Annotated in this window: 19 protein-coding genes; 8 read left to right on the forward strand and 11 right to left on the reverse strand. The window is 70.0% G+C overall.

Features of this window, described 5'->3' with window-relative positions; genetic code table 11:
* Positions 1-63: 63 nt before the first annotated feature.
* A complete protein-coding gene (locus PVT71_RS23170) occupies positions 64-999 on the forward strand; it encodes a LysR family transcriptional regulator (RefSeq protein ID WP_353475880.1) in 936 nt (311 codons plus the stop codon).
* Here the strand turns inward: PVT71_RS23170 and PVT71_RS23175 are convergent.
* Positions 990-2297, reverse strand: a complete 1308-nt coding sequence (locus PVT71_RS23175; protein ID WP_353475881.1) for a TRAP transporter large permease — start codon at positions 2295-2297, stop codon at positions 990-992. The genes PVT71_RS23170 and PVT71_RS23175 overlap by 10 nt on opposite strands.
* 10 nt (positions 2298-2307) lie before the next feature.
* Complete coding sequence (locus PVT71_RS23180; protein ID WP_353475882.1) at positions 2308-2823, reverse strand: TRAP transporter small permease; 516 nt, start codon at positions 2821-2823, stop codon at positions 2308-2310.
* Positions 2824-3002: 179 nt separating this feature from the next.
* Between PVT71_RS23180 and PVT71_RS23185 the strand changes: the two genes are divergently transcribed.
* From PVT71_RS23185 to PVT71_RS23195, 3 genes are all read left to right on the forward strand, one after another.
* Positions 3003-4073 carry a C4-dicarboxylate TRAP transporter substrate-binding protein gene (locus PVT71_RS23185; protein WP_353475883.1) on the forward strand — a complete coding sequence of 357 codons (1071 nt, stop codon included), beginning with the start codon at positions 3003-3005 and terminating at the stop codon, positions 4071-4073.
* Between the two features lie 121 nt (positions 4074-4194).
* A complete protein-coding gene (locus PVT71_RS23190; protein WP_353475884.1) occupies positions 4195-4947 on the forward strand; it encodes a hypothetical protein in 753 nt (250 codons plus the stop codon).
* A complete protein-coding gene (locus PVT71_RS23195) occupies positions 4944-5720 on the forward strand; it encodes an alpha/beta fold hydrolase (RefSeq protein ID WP_353475885.1) in 777 nt (258 codons plus the stop codon). Before PVT71_RS23190 ends, PVT71_RS23195 begins: the two co-directional genes overlap by 4 nt.
* A 19-nt stretch (positions 5721-5739) precedes the next feature.
* On the opposite strand, the gene PVT71_RS23200 is transcribed toward PVT71_RS23195, so the two are convergent.
* On the reverse strand, positions 5740-6378 hold the full coding sequence (locus PVT71_RS23200; protein ID WP_353475886.1) for a glutathione S-transferase family protein: 639 nt from the start codon (positions 6376-6378) through the stop codon (positions 5740-5742).
* A 111-nt stretch (positions 6379-6489) separates the two neighbouring features.
* On the opposite strand from PVT71_RS23200, the gene PVT71_RS23205 reads away from it, so the two are divergent.
* Entirely contained in the window at positions 6490-7146 is a 657-nt protein-coding gene (locus PVT71_RS23205) for a TetR/AcrR family transcriptional regulator (RefSeq protein WP_353475887.1), read from the forward strand.
* A gap of 122 nt (positions 7147-7268) precedes the next feature.
* Complete coding sequence (locus PVT71_RS23210; RefSeq protein WP_353475888.1) at positions 7269-8876, forward strand: FGGY-family carbohydrate kinase; 1608 nt, start codon at positions 7269-7271, stop codon at positions 8874-8876.
* A 20-nt stretch (positions 8877-8896) separates the two neighbouring features.
* Here the strand turns inward: PVT71_RS23210 and PVT71_RS23215 are convergent, their stop codons facing one another.
* From PVT71_RS23215 to PVT71_RS23245, 7 genes are all read right to left on the reverse strand, one after another.
* The gene (locus PVT71_RS23215; protein WP_353475889.1) at positions 8897-9934 is read right to left on the reverse strand and encodes an aldo/keto reductase; all 1038 of its coding nucleotides are present in this window, start codon (positions 9932-9934) and stop codon (positions 8897-8899) included.
* A 34-nt stretch (positions 9935-9968) separates the two neighbouring features.
* On the reverse strand, positions 9969-10604 hold the full coding sequence (locus PVT71_RS23220; protein WP_353475890.1) for a dihydroxyacetone kinase subunit L: 636 nt from the start codon (positions 10602-10604) through the stop codon (positions 9969-9971).
* A 4-nt stretch (positions 10605-10608) separates the two neighbouring features.
* On the reverse strand, positions 10609-11610 hold the full coding sequence (locus PVT71_RS23225; protein WP_353475891.1) for a dihydroxyacetone kinase subunit DhaK: 1002 nt from the start codon (positions 11608-11610) through the stop codon (positions 10609-10611).
* 5 nt (positions 11611-11615) lie between these two features.
* Positions 11616-12677, reverse strand: a complete 1062-nt coding sequence (locus tag PVT71_RS23230) for an ABC transporter permease (RefSeq protein WP_353475892.1) — start codon at positions 12675-12677, stop codon at positions 11616-11618.
* Positions 12674-14221, reverse strand: a complete 1548-nt coding sequence (locus tag PVT71_RS23235; RefSeq protein ID WP_353475893.1) for a sugar ABC transporter ATP-binding protein — start codon at positions 14219-14221, stop codon at positions 12674-12676. The genes PVT71_RS23230 and PVT71_RS23235 overlap by 4 nt, the downstream gene beginning before the upstream one ends.
* A 70-nt stretch (positions 14222-14291) precedes the next feature.
* A complete protein-coding gene (locus PVT71_RS23240; RefSeq protein WP_353475967.1) occupies positions 14292-15242 on the reverse strand; it encodes a substrate-binding domain-containing protein in 951 nt (316 codons plus the stop codon).
* 69 nt (positions 15243-15311) lie between these two features.
* A complete protein-coding gene (locus PVT71_RS23245) occupies positions 15312-16325 on the reverse strand; it encodes an ABC transporter permease (protein ID WP_353475894.1) in 1014 nt (337 codons plus the stop codon).
* Positions 16326-16500: 175 nt separating this feature from the next.
* On the opposite strand from PVT71_RS23245, the gene PVT71_RS23250 reads away from it, so the two are divergent.
* Positions 16501-17547 (forward strand): substrate-binding domain-containing protein, encoded by a 1047-nt coding sequence (locus tag PVT71_RS23250; RefSeq protein WP_353475895.1) that lies wholly within the window; start codon positions 16501-16503, stop codon positions 17545-17547.
* Between the two features lie 3 nt (positions 17548-17550).
* Here the strand turns inward: PVT71_RS23250 and PVT71_RS23255 are convergent, their stop codons facing one another.
* Positions 17551-18564 (reverse strand): LacI family DNA-binding transcriptional regulator, encoded by a 1014-nt coding sequence (locus PVT71_RS23255; RefSeq protein WP_353475896.1) that lies wholly within the window; start codon positions 18562-18564, stop codon positions 17551-17553.
* A 159-nt stretch (positions 18565-18723) separates the two neighbouring features.
* Here PVT71_RS23255 and PVT71_RS23260 point away from each other — a divergent pair, with 159 nt between their 5' ends.
* The gene (locus PVT71_RS23260) at positions 18724-19704 is read left to right on the forward strand and encodes a tripartite tricarboxylate transporter substrate binding protein (protein WP_353475897.1); all 981 of its coding nucleotides are present in this window, start codon (positions 18724-18726) and stop codon (positions 19702-19704) included.
* Positions 19705-19714 lie beyond the last annotated feature (10 nt).

Genomic DNA, 19714 nt, shown 5'->3' on the forward strand with positions numbered 1-19714 from the left:
GGCCTTCACAACAACTCATAATAAAATATGCTCTCCATCAGGAAACATGTTGGCGGGACCGGAATGAAGCTCCAGCAACTACGGTTTTTCGTGGCGGTCTACGAGGACGGGTCGTTCTCGGCCGCCGCCGAGCGCATGAACGCCACGCAGTCCGGCCTGTCCACCCATGTCAGCCATCTCGAGAAGCGTTACGGGGTCAGCCTCTTCACCCGCAGCTCTGCAGGCGTCACGCCGACCGAGGCGGGGCGGCTCTTCTACCGCGAGGCGGTGGCGGTGCTCGCCGCCTCCGCCCGCGCCGAGGACCGGCTCGTCGGCCTGTCGAAATCGCTGGTCGGCGACGTGCGGGTGGGGCTGATGCCGACCTTCACCCGCGCCGTGCTCGCCCCTGCCCTGCTGCGCTTCTCCGCCGAGCACCCCGACGTGCGCGTCTCGGTTTCCGAGGCCTATTCCGGGGCGCTCGGCACCGAGGTCGCCGAGGGCCGGCTCGACTTCGCCGTGGTCCCCGCCTTCGACACCGCCGGATCGCTGAGCGGCGTGCCGATCGGGCGCGACCACGAATGTCTCGTGCAATGCGCCGCCCCCGCCCGGCCCTACCGGCAGGACATGACCCTGCGCGAGCTTGGCCCGCTGAAGATCGTGCTGCCGGGGCGGGCGAACGCGCGGCGCCTGCGGATCGAGACCTACCTTTCGGTGAACGGGGTCGAGATCGCCGAGATGATGGAGCTCGACTCGATGCACGGCACGCTCGACATCATCGGCCGCTCGGACTGGGTCGGCATCCTGCCCGGCATCCTCTGCCTGCCCGACCTCGACGGCAGCCGCCGCCGCGTGACGCCGCTGACCGCGCCCGAGTTCGACGTGACCTACATCCGCATCACCCGCCGCGCCCGCCCGCTGACCCCAGCCGCCGAGGCCTTTGCCGCGGTGCTGCAGGCCGAGCTCGACGCGGCGCTCGAGGTCCTGCCGGAGAGCCTCCGCGCGGACGCGGCTCAGAGGTAGGTCTGCGGCAGCCAGGTGCTGAGCGGCGGCCAGAGGATCGCGAGCACCGCGACGAAGAGGATCAGCAGCCAGAACGGCACCGCGCCGCGGAAGATCTCGCCGAGCCGCACCGTCGGATCGGGCACCGCGGCCTTGACCGTGAAGACGAGGATGCCGAAGGGCGGCGTCAGCAGCCCCGCCTCGATCACCAGCACGCCGAAGATGGCAAAGGCCAGCGGGTCGAGCCCGAGCGTGTTGGCGACCGGCGCAAAGATCGGCACGGTGAGCAGGATGATCGAGGTGGAATCGATGAACATCCCCAGCACCAGCCAGATCAGGAAGATGATCAGCACGATCACCGCGGTCGAGTCGCTGATCGACAGCAGCAGCCCGTTGATCACCTGCGTCGCCCCCGCCATGGCCAGAAAGCGCGAATACATCGAGGCGGTGATCAGCAGGATCATGATCGGCGCGGTGGTGCGCCCGGCGTTGTAGACCGCCTCCAGCACCTCGCGCACCCGCATCCCGCGCAGCAGCCCCAGCACGAAGGCCCCCGCCGCGCCGAAGCCCGCCGCCTCGGTCGGGGTCAGCACGCCGCCCCAGATGCCGCCGATGACGATGCCGATCAGCACGAGGATCGTGCCGCCCCCGATGATCTCGCGCGACAGGTCTCCCGGCGCGCGCGGCGCCTCGGTCCCGCGCGGCGCGTCCTGCGGCCGCCAGATGGCCCGCAGCGCACAGTAGAGCCCGAAGAGCGTCGCCAGCAGCAGGCCCGGCAGCAGCCCCGCGATGAAGAGCGCGCCGATCGACTGCTCGGTCAGCACCGCCCAGACGATCATCAGGATGCTCGGCGGGATCAGCATGCCGAGGCAGGCGCTTCCCGCAATGGTGCCAAGCGCGTAGGGCCGGCTGTATCCCAGCGCGATCATCTCGGGATAGGCGATGCGCGAGAAGGTCGCCGCCGAGGCGATCGACACGCCGGTGATCGCGGCAAAGACCGCGTTGCCCATCACCGTCGCCACGCCAAGGCAGCCCGGCAGGCGGCGGAAGCCGCGGTTGCAAAGCCCGTAGAGGTCGCGCGCCGCGCCCGAGCGGCTGACGAAATCCCCCATCAGCACGAAGAGCGGGATGATGATGAAGATGTCCTTGCGCAACGCCTCGTAGGCGGTGGTGCCGAGGATCGACAGCGCCACGTCCGCGCTGCCGATCATCCAGTAGACCCCCAGCGCGCTGACGACGGCCAGCGCCACGGCGACGTGCACGCCAAGGAGGACGAGCACCATGAGGAGCGCGAGGATGCCGAAGATGATCGTGGTCACGTCGCGCTCCTCAGCGGGGGTCCGGCGCGGCAAGCCCGCCCTTGGTCTCGTCGATGCGGCCGCGCCAGTCGGCGACGAGCAGAGACAGGTAGGCCAGTGCCGCGAGCAGGCTCGTCGCCACGATCAGGAAGCGCACCGGCCAGGTGTAGATGCGCAGCGCGCCCTCGCCCTCGTATTCCCCGAGCCGCACCGCGCTCATCGCCGAGGGGAAGGAGGCATGGGCCAGCGCCGCGAAGAGACCGAGGCCGAGCAGGCAGGCGAAGCTGCGCAGCAGGCACCGCCCGAGCGGCGGCAGCGCATCGGCCAGCATCGTCGTGCGCAGCATCGAGCCCGAGTAGATCGCCAGCGGCAGCTGCAGGAAACTCACCGCGATCACCGAGTTCTGCAGGATCTCCTTGGTCCCCTCGACCGGGTGAAGGAACAGCGTCCGGCCCAGCACGTCGGCGATGATGAGCCCGGCCAGCAGGAAGACCCAGATCGACGAGACGACGTGGATGGCCCGTGCCAGGGCGATCTGTATCGACATGCTCCCTCCTCGCGACAGGCCGACCTGCCGGAAGCCTAGGGACGGATCCGCCGCCGCACAATCAAATTATTTATCGACTGATAATTTATCGTATCCTGCATGCGTCGAAACGATTCCCGCCGCGGGGGAGGCCGCGCGGGAAGGCAGCACCCGGACCCGGTCCGGCAGGGAGGAGAACCATGATTTCCAGAACTCTACTGGCCGCGCTTCTGGCGGTGGCGGCGGGCAGCGCCCTGTCCACCCGGGCCGAGGCCGACAGCTTCACCTTCAGGATCGGCTCGGGCCATCCGAAGGGCCCCGCGCCCTACGTGACCACAATGTCGGACTTCTTCGTCACCGAGGTCACCCGGCGCGCGCAGGAGAAGGGCCATGCCGTCACCTTCATCGAATCCTACGGCGGCGGCATCGCGGGGGTTTCGGAAACGCTCGAGGCGGTGCAGCAGGGTCTGCTCGACTTCGGCGGCTACTGCGTCTGCTTCGAGCCCTCGAACCTCTTCCTGCACAACTTCCCCTATTTCGAGCCCTTCGGCCCGCAGAGCTCGTCCAAGGCGATCGAGGCGGTGCGCATGGTCTATGACCAGAACCCCTGGCTCAGCAGCGTCTTCGAGGACCAGTTCGGGCAGGAGCTGCTGGGGCTCGGCGCCTGGGACAACTACCACCTCGGCACCAAGATGGCCTGGGCCGAGGTCGCGGACCTCAAGGGCGTGAAGATCGGCGGCGCCGGGCCCAACCTGCCCTGGCTCGAATACGCCGGGGCGATCCCGGTGCAGTCGAGCCTGCCCGAGGGCTACATGGCGATGAAGACCGGCGTCTACGACGGCTGGCTGATGACCCCGGCGGGCTACAACGGCTTCAAGTACTACGAGCCCTCGCCCTACTACACGCTGATCGGCTTCGGCGCGATGCCGGTGGTGGTGCTGACCGCCAACAAGGCGACGCTGGCACGCCTGCCCGAGGATCTGCGCGCGATCGTCGAGGAGGTCGGGCGCGAGTGGGAGGCGGGCAACGGCGCGGCGATGGACGAGAGCCAGGCCAAGGGGCTCGCGGCACTCAAGGAGAACGGCGCGATCATCACCGAGCTGCCCGAGGCGACCCGCGCGCAATGGGCCCAGAGCCTCGCCGAGTTCCCGCGCACCAACGCGAAGGACGCGGACTCGCGCGGGATGCCCGGCACCAAGGTGATGACCGACTACATCGCCGCGGCGAAGGCGGTCGGCCATGTCTGGCCGGTGGAATACACGCTGGACTGAGGCCCGGGGCCATATGAAAACCTGATAGGGACCCCGAATTTATATAGCTTCATCTGCACCCCCCCTTCTCGCTAGCCTCGGGAAGGGGGTTGTTGCCCCCGCAGGACGGGAGGAACGGCAGATGAACCTCGGATACCTTGCCAGCGCGATCCCCGGCCCCGGAGGCACCGCCGACCGGGCCAGTTATGCGAGGGCCGTCGGCTTCTCCGAAGTCCTGACCGAACTGCCGCACGCGCCGCGCGGGCCCGCGTTGTCGGGGGCGATGGCGGTTCACAGGCTCGACACCCTGCCCGGACGCGAGGCACGGCCCGCGCTGCAGCTGGTCGGCGAGGCGCCCGCCCCCTGCCCCCGGATCGTCGCGGCGGGGGCCGATCCCGCCGCGGTCCGGGCGCTGTCGCGGGCCGGTTACCAGCCGCTGTCGGACTGCCTGCTCGACCCCGAGGCGGTGGCGGCGCACTGGCCCGCCCACGTGACGGGCTGCACGCATGGATCCATCCGCGCCTGCCCGCGGCAATGGCGCGTCGCGCGCATCCTGCTCGTTGCCACCAACCCCGCCCGCGCCGAGACCGCGGTCCGCGATCCCGGCGATGCCTGCCGCGCCTACCTCGGCCAGAGGCTCGGGCGCGATCCGGGCTCGGAGGAGGTGGCCGAGCTTGCCGACCGCGTGGTGCTCCGCGGCACCCCCGAGACGGTGGCGGGTGGGCTGATCGACTTCCGCACCGCCTGCGGGCCCTTCGGGGCGCTGGTGCTCGTGGACCTCGGCTGGCACGACCGGACGCTGGCGCGGGACTCGCTGCTGCTGCTCTCGCAGGTCGTCGCGCCGCTCGTCGATGCCGAGACCCGCTCCGCCGACCGCTGGCTGGAGCTCGCATGACCGACCTTTATTCCGAAGTCTCGGGCCGCGACGGCGCGCCGTTCCTGCTGCTGCTGAACAGCCTCGGGGCCACCCATGCCATGTGGGACGGTCAGCTCGGTCACCTGAACAGCTTCTACAGGGTCATTCGCTGCGACGCGCGCGGCCATAGTCGCAGCCCCGCGCCGGACGGCCCCTACTGTTTCGACGATCTTGTCGCCGACGCCTTCGGCGTGCTCGACCGCCACGGCGCCGCGACGGCCTCGGTCATGGGCCTGTCGCTCGGCGGCATGACGGCGCTTGGCATGGGGCTCGCGCAGCCCGCGCGGATCGAGCGGATTCTCTGCTGCGCCGCCCGCGCCGACGCGCCGCCGCCCTTCGTGCAGAGCTGGCAGGACCGGCTGCACCTGCTCGACACGGGCGGGCTCGAGGCGGTCTGGCAGGTGACCGAGGACAAGTGGCTCTCGGCGGAGAGCCGCGCCGCGCATCCCGAACGCACCGAGGCGCTGCGCGCGGGCTTTCTCGGCACCAGCGAGGCGGGTTATCGCGGCTGCGCCGCGGCGCTCCTGCAGCTCGACTACCTGCGCCAGTTGCCGGGGCTGCTGCCGCCGACGCTCTATGTCGCCGGCGAGAAGGACGCGGCCGCCCCCGCCGGTGCCATGCAGGCGATGGCGGCGGCGACCCCGGGCGCGCGCTGCGTGGTGATCCCCGGCGCCGCCCACGTGGTCAACGTCGACAACCCCGCCGATTTCCAGCACGCCATCGGAGGCTTCCTCGGGCTGGACGTGGAGTAGTTGCCCTCAGTCTCTGCCCTCAGTCGCCGGGCATCCGCAGGCTGTCGTAGGAGACCATCACGTGCTCGCGGTAGGCGGGCCGTTCGCAGAGCCGCGCGTAGTACTCCGCGAGTGCCGGAAGCTCGGGGCGCTCGATCTCCATGGTATAGTAGCGGAAGAGCGCCGAGCCCGCCGGGATGTCGCCCATGGTGAGCCGGTCGCCCGCGAGGAAATCGCCCTCGGAGAGCCGCGCCTCAAGCAGCCGGAACGCCTCGGTCACAACGCCGAGCCCCGCCGCGCGGGCCGCCGGGTCGCGCTGCGACGGCGGCAGGCGGACGGTGTTGTGAAAGACGCTGGTGAAGGCGGCGTAGACGTTGTTCTGGAACCATTCCATCCAGATGTCCGCCCGCGTCCGCCCGGCGATGTCCTGCCCGCCGAACCCGCCCTCGCCGTAGGCCCCGGCAAGGTAGCGCACGATGGCGTTCGACTCCCAGACGCAGAGACCCCCGTCGATCAGCGTCGGCACCTTGCCGATCGGGTTGAGCGCGCGGTACTCGGGCGTGTCGAGCCCGCCGAAGACGCCGCCCATCTCCACCGTCTCGTGGTCGACACCCAGCTCCGCCAGGGTCCATGCCACCTTCTGCACGTTCACGGACGTGCGCCGACCAAGCAATTTCATGCGGGCCTCCTCTGCTGCCGGGCTATTTATCACACGATAAATTTCCGGGCTGCAAGTCTCCCCGGGCTCGACTATGGTTGCTGCGAAGAATCCGCCCGAAGGAAGCCGTTCGTGACGAAAGGCCGCGCGACGCCCGCGTCTGACAGCACCGCCCCGCGCAAGCGCCTCTCTCCCGAGGCCCGGAGGGGCCAGATCGTCACGGCCGCGACCGAGCTTTTCGCCGAGAAGGGCTTCGACGCCTCGACGCGCGACCTCGCCAAGCTTGCCGGGATCACCCAGCCGCTGCTCTACCGCTACTTTCCCGACAAGGACGGCCTGATCGAGGCGGTCTACGCGCGGGTCTTCCTCGACCGCTGGAACCCCGAGTGGGACGCCACGCTCGAGGACCGCGGCCAGCCGGTCCGGGCGCGTTTCGCGGCGTTCTACGACGCCTATACCGACAGCATCTTCGACCCGGTCTGGCTGCGCATCTCGAGCTTTGCCGCGCTGCGCGAGGCGCGCATCAACCGCTGGTACAACCACGTGGTCGAGGAGCTCATCCTCAAGCGGCTGGTGCGCGAGACCCGGGTCGAGCGCGGCGGCGAGGACCGGATCCGGGTCACCCGCGCCGAGCTGGAACCGGCCTGGCTGCTGCATGGCGGGCTGCTGAACTACGGCATGCGCCGCCATATCCTCGGCCTGCCGGTGCTGGACGACAAGCCGCGGGTGATCCGCGGGGCGATCGACCAGTTCCTCGCGGGCTTCGGGGCGGAGGGCGGCGGCTCCTGACGGCCCGGGGCGCCCGCCTCTTCCCGGCAGGGCCGCGACCGGGATTTGCACTTCGGCCCGAAATCGCTTTCGATGCGCGCGAGGCAAATCACGCATCCCGCGGATGCGGACGAGGAGGAGACATGGCTTTCATCGGTATCGACGTGGGCACCGGCAGTGCGCGCGCCGGGGTGTTCGACGAGCGCGGAACGCTGCTTGCCGCCAGCGGCCGCGAGATCACCATGTGGCGCCCCCGTCCCGGCTGGGCGCAGCAGAGCAGCGCCGACATCTGGCAGGCGATCTGCGCCGCGGTGCGCGAGGCGGTCGCGGCCTCGGGCATCCGGCCGGAGGAGGTCGCAGGACTCGGCTTCGACGCCACCTGCTCGCTGGTGCTGGCGGATGCGGACGACCGGCCCGTGTCGGTCGACCCGGAGGGCGCGGCCGCGCAGGACATCATCGTCTGGATGGACCACCGGGCGCTGATGGATGCCGAGGAGATCAACGCCACCGGCGGCGCGCCGCTGCGCCACGTCGGCGAGGTGATCAACCCCGAGATGCAGATGCCGAAGCTGCGCTGGCTTCAACGCGAGATGCCGGACCGTTTCGCCCGTGCCGCGCAGCTGTGGGATCTGCCCGACTGGCTGGTCTGGCGCGCCTGCGGCAGCCGGGCGCGCTCGCTCTGCTCGCTGGTCTGCAAGTGGACCTATCTCGGCCATCTCGGGCTTGAAGGCGAGGGCTGGGACGACGGCTTCCTTTCGGCGATCGGCCTCGACGCGCTGACCGGCCCCGGGGGCCACGCGCGCATCGGCACCGAGATCGCCGCCCCCGGCACCCGGCTCGGCGGGCTGACGGCACAGGCCGCTGCCGAGCTTGGCCTGCCCGAGGGCATCGCGGTCGGCGCGAGCCTGATCGACGCCTATGCCGGGGCGCTCGGCACGCTGGGTGCAGGGGGCGGGGAGAGCCTCGCGATGATCGCCGGGACCTCGACCTGCCACATCGCGGTGACCGCCGAGCCCGCCTATGTGCCCGGCGTCTGGGGGCCCTATTTCGGCGCGCTGCTGCCGGGGCTCTGGGTCAACGAGGGCGGCCAGTCGGCGGCGGGGGCGCTGATCGACGCCGTGCTCGCCCGCCACGGCGCCTACCCCGCGCTGAAGGCCGAGGCCGCGGCGGCGGGCCGTCACCCCGCCACCCTGCTGGACGCGCGGCTCGCGGAGATGGCGGAGGAGACGGCCACGCTCACCCGTTCGCGCCACGTCCAGCCCGACGCGCATGGCAACCGCTCGCCGCTGGCCGCGCCCTGGCGCAAGGGCGGTATCGACGGGATCACGCTCGACACCGGGCGCGACGATCTGGCGCTCGACTACCTCGCGACGCTGCAGGCGCTCGCCTACGGCACGCGGCACATATTGGAGGAGATGCGCGCCGCCGGGGCCGGGATCGGCAGCATCGTCGTCTCGGGCGGGCTGGCGAAGAACGCGCTCTACCTGCGCGAGACGGCGGATGCCTGCGGCGTGCCGGTGATTGTCCCGGAGGCCCCCGAGCCAGTGCTGCTCGGCTCGGCCATGCTGGGCGCGGTGGCGGCGGGGGCGCAGCCGTCGCTTGGCGAGGCGATGCGCGCCATGGCCCCCGCGGTGCAGCAGATCGCGCCACGTGGCGGCCGGATCGCCGCCTACCACGACGCCAAGTACCGCGTGTTCCGCCGGATGCAGGCGGACCACGCGGCCTATCGCGAGATCATGGCGGCGCCCTAACGTTCCCGCGCCCTGCCGGGTCAGCCGTGCAGGGCGCGCTCGGGTCCGCCGAAGCGGGCGCTGGCGAACTGCGCCTGGTGCCAGTGCGGGTAGATCAGCGGCGGGCGGCTCACCGCGTCGATGCGGGCGAGGTCCTCGTCGCTGAGGGTCACGTCGAGCGCGCGCAGGTTGCGCTGCATCTGCTCGGGCGCGCTGGCGCCGACCACCAGCGAGGCCACCGCGGGGCGGCCCAGCGTCCAGGCCAGCGCCACCTGCGCCGCCTCGACGCCATGCGCGGCGCCGATCTCGGCCAGCACGTCGACGATGTCCCAGAGCCGGTCCCAGTCGCGGATCGGCGGCTCGGTCCAGCCCTTGGCCTGACGGCTGCCCTCGGCGAAGCCGTCGCGCCGGTGCTTGCCGCTGAGCAGCCCGGCGGCGAGCGGGCTCCAGACCGTCACCCCCAGCCCCTGGTCGAGCGAGATCGGCAGAAGCTCGTATTCCGCCTCGCGCGCCTCGACCGTGTAGTGGATCTGCTGGGTGACGAAGCGCGCCAGGTCGTGCCGCTCCGAGGCCATCAGCGCCTTCATCAGCTGCCAGCCTGTGTAGTTCGAGCAGCCGGCGTAGCGGATCTTGCCCTGCCGGGTCAGCGTGTCGAGCGCCTCCATGGTCTCTTCGACCGGGGTGAGTCCGTCCCATTCGTGGATGTGGTAGATGTCGATGTGATCGGTGCGCAGCCGCTTGAGGCTGCGCTCGCATTCGCGGATCAGGTGCCAGCGGCTGGCGCCCTCGTCGTTCGGCCCCTCGCCGATGCGCATCCGCGCCTTGGACGAGATCAGCACCCGCTCGCGCCTGCCGTCCAGTGCCTCGCCGAGGATCTCCTCTGCCAGCCCGGTCGAGTACATGTTGGCGGTGTCGAGCAGGTTGATGCCGTGATCGAGGCAGGTGTCGATGAGCCTTTGCGCCTCGGGCACGCCCTGCGCCCCCACCATGCCGAAATCGCCCCTGCCGCCAAAGGTGAAGCTGCCCATGGCGAGCACCGAGACCTTGAGCCCGCTGCGGCCGAGTTGCCTGTAGTGCATGATCCGTCCTCCTTCCGGTCCGGCTCTGCCGGTGTCAACCCTGCTCCGCCGCGCGGGCGACGTCGCGCATCACCTCGACGAGGATCAGCGCCACGGTGCCGCCCGCGTCGGGCAGGCCCCGCGATTTCTCCTGGAAGGCCGCCGCCTTGCCGTGCTGCGCGACCATGTCCTTCGTCGCCTCGAGCGCTTTGGCGGCGGCCTCGACCGCCGCGTCGAGCGCCCCGGCAAGACCCGCGTCGCTGCCCTCGAGCGCACCGGCGATCGGGTCCAGCACGTCGAGCACCGTCTTGTCGCCGAGTTGCGCCTTGCCGCGCTGCGCGACGCCCTCGGCGAAGGCGCGCCAGAAGGTCGCCGCCTCGGCCGTGCCGAAGCGCTCGGCGCTCTCCAGCGCCTTGAAGCCGCGCAGGAAGCCGGTCGCCATCAGCGTGCCCATGGTCGAGGGCGCGGCCTTGGCCAGCGCCGCCCCCGCCGCCTTCATCTGGCCCGAGACCGACGCGCCCTCGAGCGCCGCGACCGCCTCGTTCGCGGCGGCGAAGCCCTTGGACATGGTGATCCCGAGATCGCTGTCGCCGACCTTGCCGTCGAGGGCGATCAGCGCCTCGCGCTCGGCGGCGAAGCGGGCGGCCCAGGCGGCGTAGAAGCCCCGGGTCTCTTCAGCCGAAAGCGCCATCGCCTTACCCCTTGATCTGCGTGAAGAAGGGCGTGTGCGCGGGCCGGGCGATCAGCGGCTCGAGCTCGTCGTCGAGATGCAGCACCGAGATCGAGGCCCCGGCCATCTCCATCGAGGTGGCGAACTCGCCCAGCCAGCAATGGCGGATGGTCACGCCCCGCTCCTCCATCAGGATCGAGACGCGGCGGAAGAGGATGTAGAGCTCCTCGAGCGGCGTGCCGCCCAGCCCGTTGACCAGCACCGCGACCTCGTCGCCGGACCTGTAGTCGGTCTCGGCGAAGATGCGCGCCATCATCGTGTCGACCACCTCGTCGGCGGGCTTGATCGTCTCGCGCGAGATGCCGGGCTCGCCATGGATGCCCATGCCGATCTCCATCTCGTTCTCGCCGATCTCGAAGCCGGGCTTGCCGACCTCGGGCACGATGCAGGGCGAGAGGGCGACACCCATGGTGCGGGTGCGGGCGCGGGCCTTGTCGGCGATGCGCGCCACCTCGTCGAGCGGCAGCATCTCGGCCGCCGCCGCCCCCGCGGCCTTGTAGAGGAAGAAGATCCCCGCCACGCCGCGCCGCTTGTGCTCTTCGCCGACCACCGAGGAGGCGACGTCGTCGTTGCCCATGACGGTTCGGGTGGCGATGTCCTCGAGCTCGGCCAGCTCGCCGGCCATGTCGAAGTTCATGATGTCGCCGGTGTAGTTGCCGTAGAGGTAGAGTACGCCGGCGCCCTGGTCGACATGCTTGGTGACCTCGAGGATCTGGTCCGAGCTCGGCGACTGGAACACCCCGCCCACGGCGCAGCCGTCGAGCATGGATGCGCCGACGAAGCCGAGGAAGGTCGGCAGGTGGCCCGAGCCGCCGCCGGTGACGATACCGACCTTGCCCGGCACCGGATTGGCGGTGACGTAGCAGCGCAGGTCGCCCGCGGCATAGGTCACCTGCGGATGGGCGCGGTAGATGCCGTCCAGCATCTCGTCCACGAAGTTCTCGGGATCGTTGAGGAATTTCTTCATAGCGGTCACTTCCGGGTGAGGGATTGCAATTTGCGGCGGCGGGTCACGAAGAAGGCCGCAGCGAGAAGGATGAAGGCGCCGACCACCACGCGCTGCCAGGTCGAGGGGATGCCCACCAGCACCAGCACGTTGTTGACGACGGTGATCAGCAGCACGCCGGTCACCGTGCCGAAGACCGAGCCGGTGCCGCCGGTGATCCGCGCCCCGCCCAGCACCACGGCGGCGATGACGCCGATCTCGGTGCCGACGAGGTCGAAGGGGTTGGCCATGCGGTTGGCGCAGACATGCACGATCCCCGCAAGCCCGGCGAGCGCGCCGGCGAAGGCGAAGACGAAGAGATGCACGCGGCGCTGGTCGTAGCCGAGCCGAGCCGCCACCTCGGCATTGCCGCCGGTGGCAAAGATCGCCCGGCCCATCAGCGTGCGGTTGAAGATCACCCAGGTCAGCAGCGCGGCGGCCGGGAAGACGAGGAAGTACCAGGGCAGCGTCACCGTCGCGCCGTTCGCGGTGGTGACGTCGAGCATCGAAGCCTTGCCGAAGGCGACCATCTGCGGCGGCAGCTCCATCAGCCAGACCGTGCCGATGAACGCGAGGAGGATGCCGCGGAAGAGGTACTGCGTGCCGATGGTGACGATCAGCGCCGCCACCTGCAGCTTGTGCACCAGCCAGCCGTTGACCGCGCCGAGGAGCGTGCCGCCCGCGACGGCGATCAGCAGGATCGCCGCCATTGGCAGGCCCGGTGCCAGCTTCAGCACGAAGAGCGTCAGCGAGTACATGGAAAGCGCCGCGATGGCGGTGAAGCTCACGTCGATGCCGCCCGCCGCGAGGACGGCGAAGACCCCCAGCGCGAAGAGCCCGGTCACCACCGAGGCGCGGCCCATGTCGATCAGCGAGGTCGGCGACAGGAAGGCCGGGTTGATCACCGCCACCACGACGCAGATCGCGATCAGCAGGCAGAGGCTGACGAGTTCGGGGCGGCGGGCGAAGGTCTCGGCGATCCCGGCGCGGCGGTGCGCGGCGGGTTGGGAGGGCTTCGCGGTATCGAGGGAAGAATGTGTCATGGTCATTCCGCGGCCTCCGCGTGGGAGGCGAGCATTGCCAGGTAGATGTCGTCCTCGCTGGCGCTGGCGCCCGGGACTTCGAGGGCGATCCGCCCGGCGTTCATCACCAGGATGCGGTCGCAGTTCTGCAAGAGCTCGGGCAGGTCGTCCGAGACGATGACGAGCCCGATGCCGCGCTCGGCCATGGCCTGGATGGCGCGGTAGATCGTGTCCTTCGAGCCCACGTCCACCCCCACGGTCGGCCCGTGCAGCACGAGGATGCGCGGCTCGATGCTGAGCCAGCGCCCGATCAGCACGCGCTGCTGGTTGCCGCCCGAGAGCGCGCCGACCGGCAGGTCGATGTCGGAGGTGTTGAGCTTCATCTCGTCCGAGATGCGCCGCGCGGCGCCGCGCGCCTTGCCGCGGTCGACGGTGCCGAGCGGGCCGAGGATGCGGTCGAGGATCAGCGGCACCTCGTTCTCGAGGATGGATTTCTCGATGAAGAGCCCCTCGCCCAGCCGGTCCTCGGGCACGTAGCCGATGCCAAGCGCGATGGACTGGGCAGGGCTGTCGATGCGGGCGTGCGTGCCGCCGATGCTGACCGTGCCGTCGGTGATCTGCCGGTGCCCGGCGAGGGCCAGCGCCAGCTCGTTGCGGCCCGAGTCCGACAGGCCGGTGACGCCGAGGATCTCGCCCTTGCGCAGCACCGTGCCGACGCCCTGGAAGGCCTCGCCCGAGCCGAGATTCTCGAGTCGCAGCAATTCCTCCGCGCCGGGAGCGCCGGTGCGGTAGCGGCGGGATTCGATCGCGCGCCCGGTCATCAGCTCGCTGAGCTGGCCGCGGCTGTAGCCGGCGATCGGTCCCTGCGCCACGCAGCGGCCGTCGCGGAAGACGATGGCCTGCCCGCCGATGCGGTAGCATTCCTCGAGCTTGTGGGTGACGAAGAGCACCGCGACGTTCTGCGCGCGCAGCCGGCCCACCACCTCGATCAGCGTCTCGACCTCGTGGCGGGTGAGCGAGGTGGTCGGCTCGTCCATGATCACCAGCCGCGCCTCCTGCGCGATGGCGCGGGCGATGGCGACGCGCTGGCGGATGGCGAGCGGCAGCTCCGAGACGCGGGTGCCGAGCAGCGCCCGCGTCGGCTCGAGCCCGACCTCGCGCAGCGCCCTCGCGGCGGTCTCGCCCATGCGGCCCCGGTCGAGCCAGCGCAGCATCCGGCCGCGCCCGCCGACCAGCTGCTCGCCGAGCGCGACGTTCTCGGCGACGCTCAGGTTGGGCAGCAGCGACAGGTCCTGGTAGACGGTCTCGATCCCCGCCTCGAGCGCCATGATCGGGCTCAGCGCGTCATGGCGGACCCCGTCGAGCAGGATCTCGCCCTCGCTCGGGGCATGGGCGCCGGACATGATCTTGATGACCGTGCTCTTGCCGCACCCGTTCTCGCCCAGCAGGTGATAGGCCTCGCCGGCGCGTAGCGTCAGGTCGACGCCGCGCAGCGCGTGCACGCCGCCGAAGCGCTTGTGGATGCCGCGCAGCTCGAGAAACGGCTGATCCGGATGATCGCTCTGGGTCACGGGAAATGCGCCTCTTGATCGGGGAAGTCCGGGGGCGCGGCGTCGCGCGCCCCCGCTCGAAGGGGCTGCCTCAGAAGAGGTAGTCCTTGTAGGTGTCCTTGTCGGCCAGCACCATGCCGTTGCCGACCAGCAGCTTGCCGGTGCCCGGACCGTCCTTGAGCGTGACGCTCTCGTAGCCCTCGACGCCGAGGTCCATGCCGTCCGACAGCTCGCCGCCCTCGAGCAGCAGCTTGGCGACGGCATTCATCGCCATGCCGGCCTTCTGCGGATCCCAGAAGCCGATCGCGGTGATCGCGCCGCTGTCGAGATAGGCCGCCGAGGGGTTGGGCAGGCCGGTGCCGACGAGGCAGACCTTGCCGGTCAGCCCGGCCTCCTCGATGGCGCGGCCGACGCCCAGCACATCGTTGCCCGCCGAGGTCTGGAAGCCCTTGATGTCGGGGTGCTTGCGCAGCACTTCCTTGGCCTTCTCGTAGGTGCCGTTGGCGTCGTCGAAGCTTTCGTTGTTGGGATCGACGAGTTCCATGCCCGGGTATTGCTTGGCGTTCTCCTCGCCCGCGCCGACCCATTGCATGTGGGTGCGGCTGCCCAGCGAGCCGACGAAGGTCGTCCACTTGCCCTCGCCGCCCATGCACTCGGCCAGGCGCTCGTTCAGCGCCGCGCCGTACTCGGCGTTGTCGAAGGCCTCGACGTCCACCATCGTGTTCATCTGGTTGTCGGCCTCGTGGGTGACGATGATCGTGCCCCGGTCCATGGCGCGCTTGAAGACGCCCTCGAGGATCGCCGGGTCCATCGGCACCACGGCCAGCGCGTCGGTGCCCTTGGCGATGAGGTCCTGCACGATCTGCAGCTGCTGCGCGCTGTCCGCCTGCGCCGGGCCGACCTGGCTGATGTTCATGTCGGGGTTCGCCTCGGCGAACTTCTCGACGCCGGTCTCCATCCGGTCGAACCACGGGATGCCGCTGATCTTGACCACCGTGGTGATCGTGCCCTCGGCCAGTGCGGCGCTTGCAGCCGAGACCATCAGGGCCGCGACGCAGCCCAGTTTCAACGTCTTCTTCATGGTGTACTCCTCCCTAGAGTTCCCTCGTGGTCAGCCCTTCGACGCGCGAGGGACCCGCGCCGAAGTGATCCCGGCGGCCAGCCGCTCGATGAGCTGGAACCGTCCCACCGCGAGGAAGGCGAGCAGCAGCGCGCCCCAGGCGAAATCGCGGACGAAGTTCGACAGGCCGATGAAATTCAGAAGGCTCGACAAAAGCTGCAGCACGATGGCCGAGAGCACGACGCAGAGCACGCGCCCGTAGCCGCCCTCGGGCCGCACCCCCGCCATGACCGCGATCAGGATCGCGATGAGCAGGTAGCTGGTGCCGTAGTCCCATTTCACGTTCACGTTGCGCGCGGCGATGATGACGCCCGAAAGCCCCGCCAGCGCGCCCGAGATCGTGTAGGTCACGGTGAAGATCGCCGCCTTCGGAAAGCCGCTGTAGTCGGCGGCGCGGGCATTGGCGCCGGTCAGCATGAGCCGCATGCCGAAGGGGGTGAAGCGCAGCACCGCCCCCAGCACCAGCGCGACGCCGAGGAAGATCAGGAAGCTGTAGGGCACGCCGAGGATCACCCCGTTGCCGAGCTCGTAGAGCGGGTCGGGCGAGCCGATGGTCACCGAGCGCCCGTCGGAAAGCACCACGGCGAGCCCGGTGAACAGCATCTGCGTGCCGAGCGTGCAGAGGATCGGCGTGATCCCGAGCCGCGAGATGATGAGCCCGTTCAGCAGCCCGCCGAGCGCGCCCACCGCCACCGCGACCGCCGCGAAAGCCAGGGTGAAGGCCCAGGGCGCAGCGTTGACGTCGAAGACCTGCGCGACGAGCAGGCCCGAGGCCACGCCCGACAGGTTCGCCAGCGCGATGCCAGACAGGTCGATCCCGCCATTGCCCGAGCACATGGCCAGCATGACGCCGATCGCCAGCAGGCCGATCTCGGGCACCTGCGTCGCCATGGACTGCAGGTTGAACAGGGACAGGTAGGTGCCGCCCGAAACGATGCCTCCGACCGCCAGCAGGGCCAGCACGAGCACCGACAGAATGGCCAGCCGGCCATCGAGCTTACGCATCCTCTCCTCCTAGGATTTAGTAAACTTCTGCTTGATTTAGTAAATCGCTAACAAATAATTCAGGAGCGTTCAATAGGCTTTCCGTCGCTGTCACGAAGGCGTTCCCGCTTGCGAAACGGCGCGTTCGGAAAGATGTTTACTAAACAGATCGGCCGCACGGGACCCGCAGCAAGCCATGACAAAAACAGACAAAAAGCCGGTCACCCTGCGCCAGGTCGCCGAACATGCCGGGGTCTCCGCGGCCACCGCCTCGCTGGTCCTGAACGGCAAGGGAGAGATCTCGGAGGCGACTCGCCAGCGGGTGCTCAGCGCCGTGCGCGAGATGAAGTACCGGCCCCGCGCCGGCCGGGCGCGCCCCGATTCCGTCCACACGCTGCGCTTTCTCAAGATCGCGCGGCACGGCCACACGGTGAACCGCGACCACAACCACTTCATCTCGGACTACATCGACGGCATGTCCTACGAGGCGACGCGGCGGGACTATTCGCTGCAGGTCGAGAGCTTCGAGGGCACCGACGTCGACAAGATCGCCGAGTCGCTGCGCTCGGGCGACCTGCGCGGCGCGGTGATCCTCGGCACCGAGCTGACCGAGGAGGAGGTGCAGTTCCTCGCCCGCGCGCCCCTGCCCGTCGTCTTCATCGACACCTACCACCCGCTGCTCGACCTCAGCTTCGTCGACATGGACAACGACCAGGCGGTCTTCGCGGTGCTGCGCCACCTTGCCGGGCGCGGCTTCCGCCGCATCGGAATGGTCGCCAGCCACACCGCGGTGACCAACTTCGCGCTGCGCCGCGACGCCTTCCTGCGCGGCATGGCGGCGCTGGGGCTCGAGGCGGACGAGGCGCTGATCCTGTCGGTGGATTCGACGCTCGAGGGCGCCTATGGCGACGGGCTCGCCCAGCTTGCCGCCGCACCGCGCGTGGCCGAGGCCTACTTCTGCGCCAATGACATGATCGCCTTCGGCTTCATGAAGGCGCTGCGCGAGCACGGGCTGCGCATCCCCGAGGATGTCTCGGTCGTGGGGTTCGACAACCTGCCGATGAGCGCGATGAGCGAGCCCGCGCTCAGCACCATCGAGGTGCCCAAGCGCCGCATCGGCGCCATGGCGGTGCGCCTGCTCGACGACATGCTGATCGCCACCGCGCCCGAGCCCGCCACCAAGGTGCTGATCAGCGGCGCGCTCGTCAGCCGCGAGAGCGTCGGCTCGACCGGCGGGGACTGAGGATCAGCGCGACGCGGGCCCGACCGTGCCGCGGCGGATCAGTCGCGGGGGCAGTACCGAGACCTGTGCCGGTGCCTCGCCGAGCAGGCAGCGCGCCGCGGCGCGGCCGATCTCGGACTTGTCCACCGCCACCGTCGTCAGCCCGGGCCAGGTGAACGCCGCCTCGTCCATGTCGTCGCAGCCGACCAGCGACACGTCCCGCCCCGGCTCGAGCCCGCGCTCGCGGATCGCCGACAGCACGCCGAAGGCCAGCAGGTCGCTGAAGCAGACGATCCCGGTCGGGGCGTCGCTTCCCTGCAGCAGGTCGAGCGCCGCCGATCGCCCGAAGGCCCGGCTGGTCGGTCCATGGCGGACCAGCGGCGGCGGCAGCCCGGCATCCTCGAGCGCGGCGCGGAAGCCGCCGAACCGCCCGCGCGCCGTGGAGGTGTCCTGACCGCCGCCGATCCAGCCGATGCGGCGATGTCCCGCCTCGATCAGGCACTCCGCCGCCAGCCTCCCGGCCAGCGGGTCGTCGTTGAGGAACTGCGGCAGCGCCACGCCCTCGACCTGCCGCGAGAAGATCGCCGTGGGCACGATCGGTGCCGCCCCGGGACCACGCGGCAGCAGCATGTCGAGATCGGCCGGACGGGTGCCGTGCACCGGGCAGAGCACGATCCCGCCCACCCCATGTTCGAGCGCGGTCTGCAGGAAGCGCCGCTGCTGATCGAGGCTCTCGCGCGCGACGCCGAGAAAGACCTTGCGGTCGCGGGTGCAGAGCTCGTCCTCGATCTGCACGAGGAACTCGTTGAACACCGGGTTGGACAGGTCGCTGAGGCAGACCGCGACAAGGTGGCTCTCGGCCCGGCGCAGGTCGGCGGCGGCGCGGTTGTAGATGTAACCGAGCCGCGCCGCAGCCTGTCGCACCGACTCGGCCGTGGCGGCGGGAATCCGGGGATGCGCGCGCAGCGCAAGCGAGACGGAGGAGACCGAGAGCCCCAGCTCCTCGGCAATGTCGCGCAGCGTCGTTCTCTTTGTCATGCCGTCCCCGCCTTTCTTTCCTCACTATCCGCGCGCTTTCGCCGAACCAATCGAAAAATGCTTAGTCAAACGATTGACTAGAGATGGTATACCATGGTCCAACTATCCCCGGGCACTGCCGGAGGATGAATTGGGGCAGTGCATCAATGGGAGGATTACATGAACGGATTTGCTCGGGCGGCCCTCTGCGCCGCCGCCATTGCCACGACCGGAACCGTGCTGCACGCACAGGACAGCTGCGACTGGAAACCCGACCGTGCGGTCACCTACATCGTGCCCTGGGGCGCGGGCGGCGGCACGGATGCCAACTCGCGGATGCTGGCGAGCCTTCTCGAGAAGTCCTGGGGCGTGCCGTTCAACGTGGTGAACCGCACCGGCGGGAACGGCGTCACCGGCCACTCGGCGATTTCGCGCGCCGAGCCCGACGGGTACACGGTGGGCGCGGTGACGGTCGAGATCAACACCATGCATTGGGTCGGCCTGACCGACATGAGCTACAAGGACGTCACCCCGATCGCGCTGGTGGACATCGTTCCCGCCTCGGTTCTGGTGGGCAAGGACAGCCCCTTCAACACGGTGGCCGAACTGCTCGACCACGCCCGCGCCAACCCCGGCGAGCTGACCGGCTCGGGCACCGCGCTCGGCGGCATCTGGCACCTTGCGCTGGCGGGGATGCTGAACGCCGAGGGCATGGCCCCCGACGCGATCCGCTGGATCCCGTCGCAGGGCGCGGCCCCTGCCCTGCAGGAACTGGTCGCGGGCGGCGTCGACGTGGCGACCCCGGCGCTGTCCGAGGGCAAGACGCTGGTCGAGTCGGGCGAGGTCAAGGCGCTGGCCTACATGCACGGCAGCCCGATGGCGGCCCTGCCCGACGTGCCGCTGACCTCCGAGGCGCTGCAAAGCGGCTGGACGCTGGCGGCCTACATCACCATCTCGGGGCCGAAGGACCTGCCGCAGAACATCGTCTGCTCCTACGAGAAGGCGGTCGCCGATGTCGTCGCCTCGCCCGAGTGGGCCGAGTTCAAGGCCAGCCGCGGCGCCGACGTGGTCAGCATGGGGGCCGCCGATCTTGCCGCCTACATGGAGCAGCAGGACGCCGCGCTCGGCGAGGTGATCCAGGCCGTCGGCCTCGCCAAGTAAGCGGGCCGGG

This window comes from Salipiger sp. H15 (assembly GCF_040409955.1).
In the GTDB taxonomy this organism is placed as follows: Bacteria; Pseudomonadota; Alphaproteobacteria; order Rhodobacterales; family Rhodobacteraceae; genus Salipiger.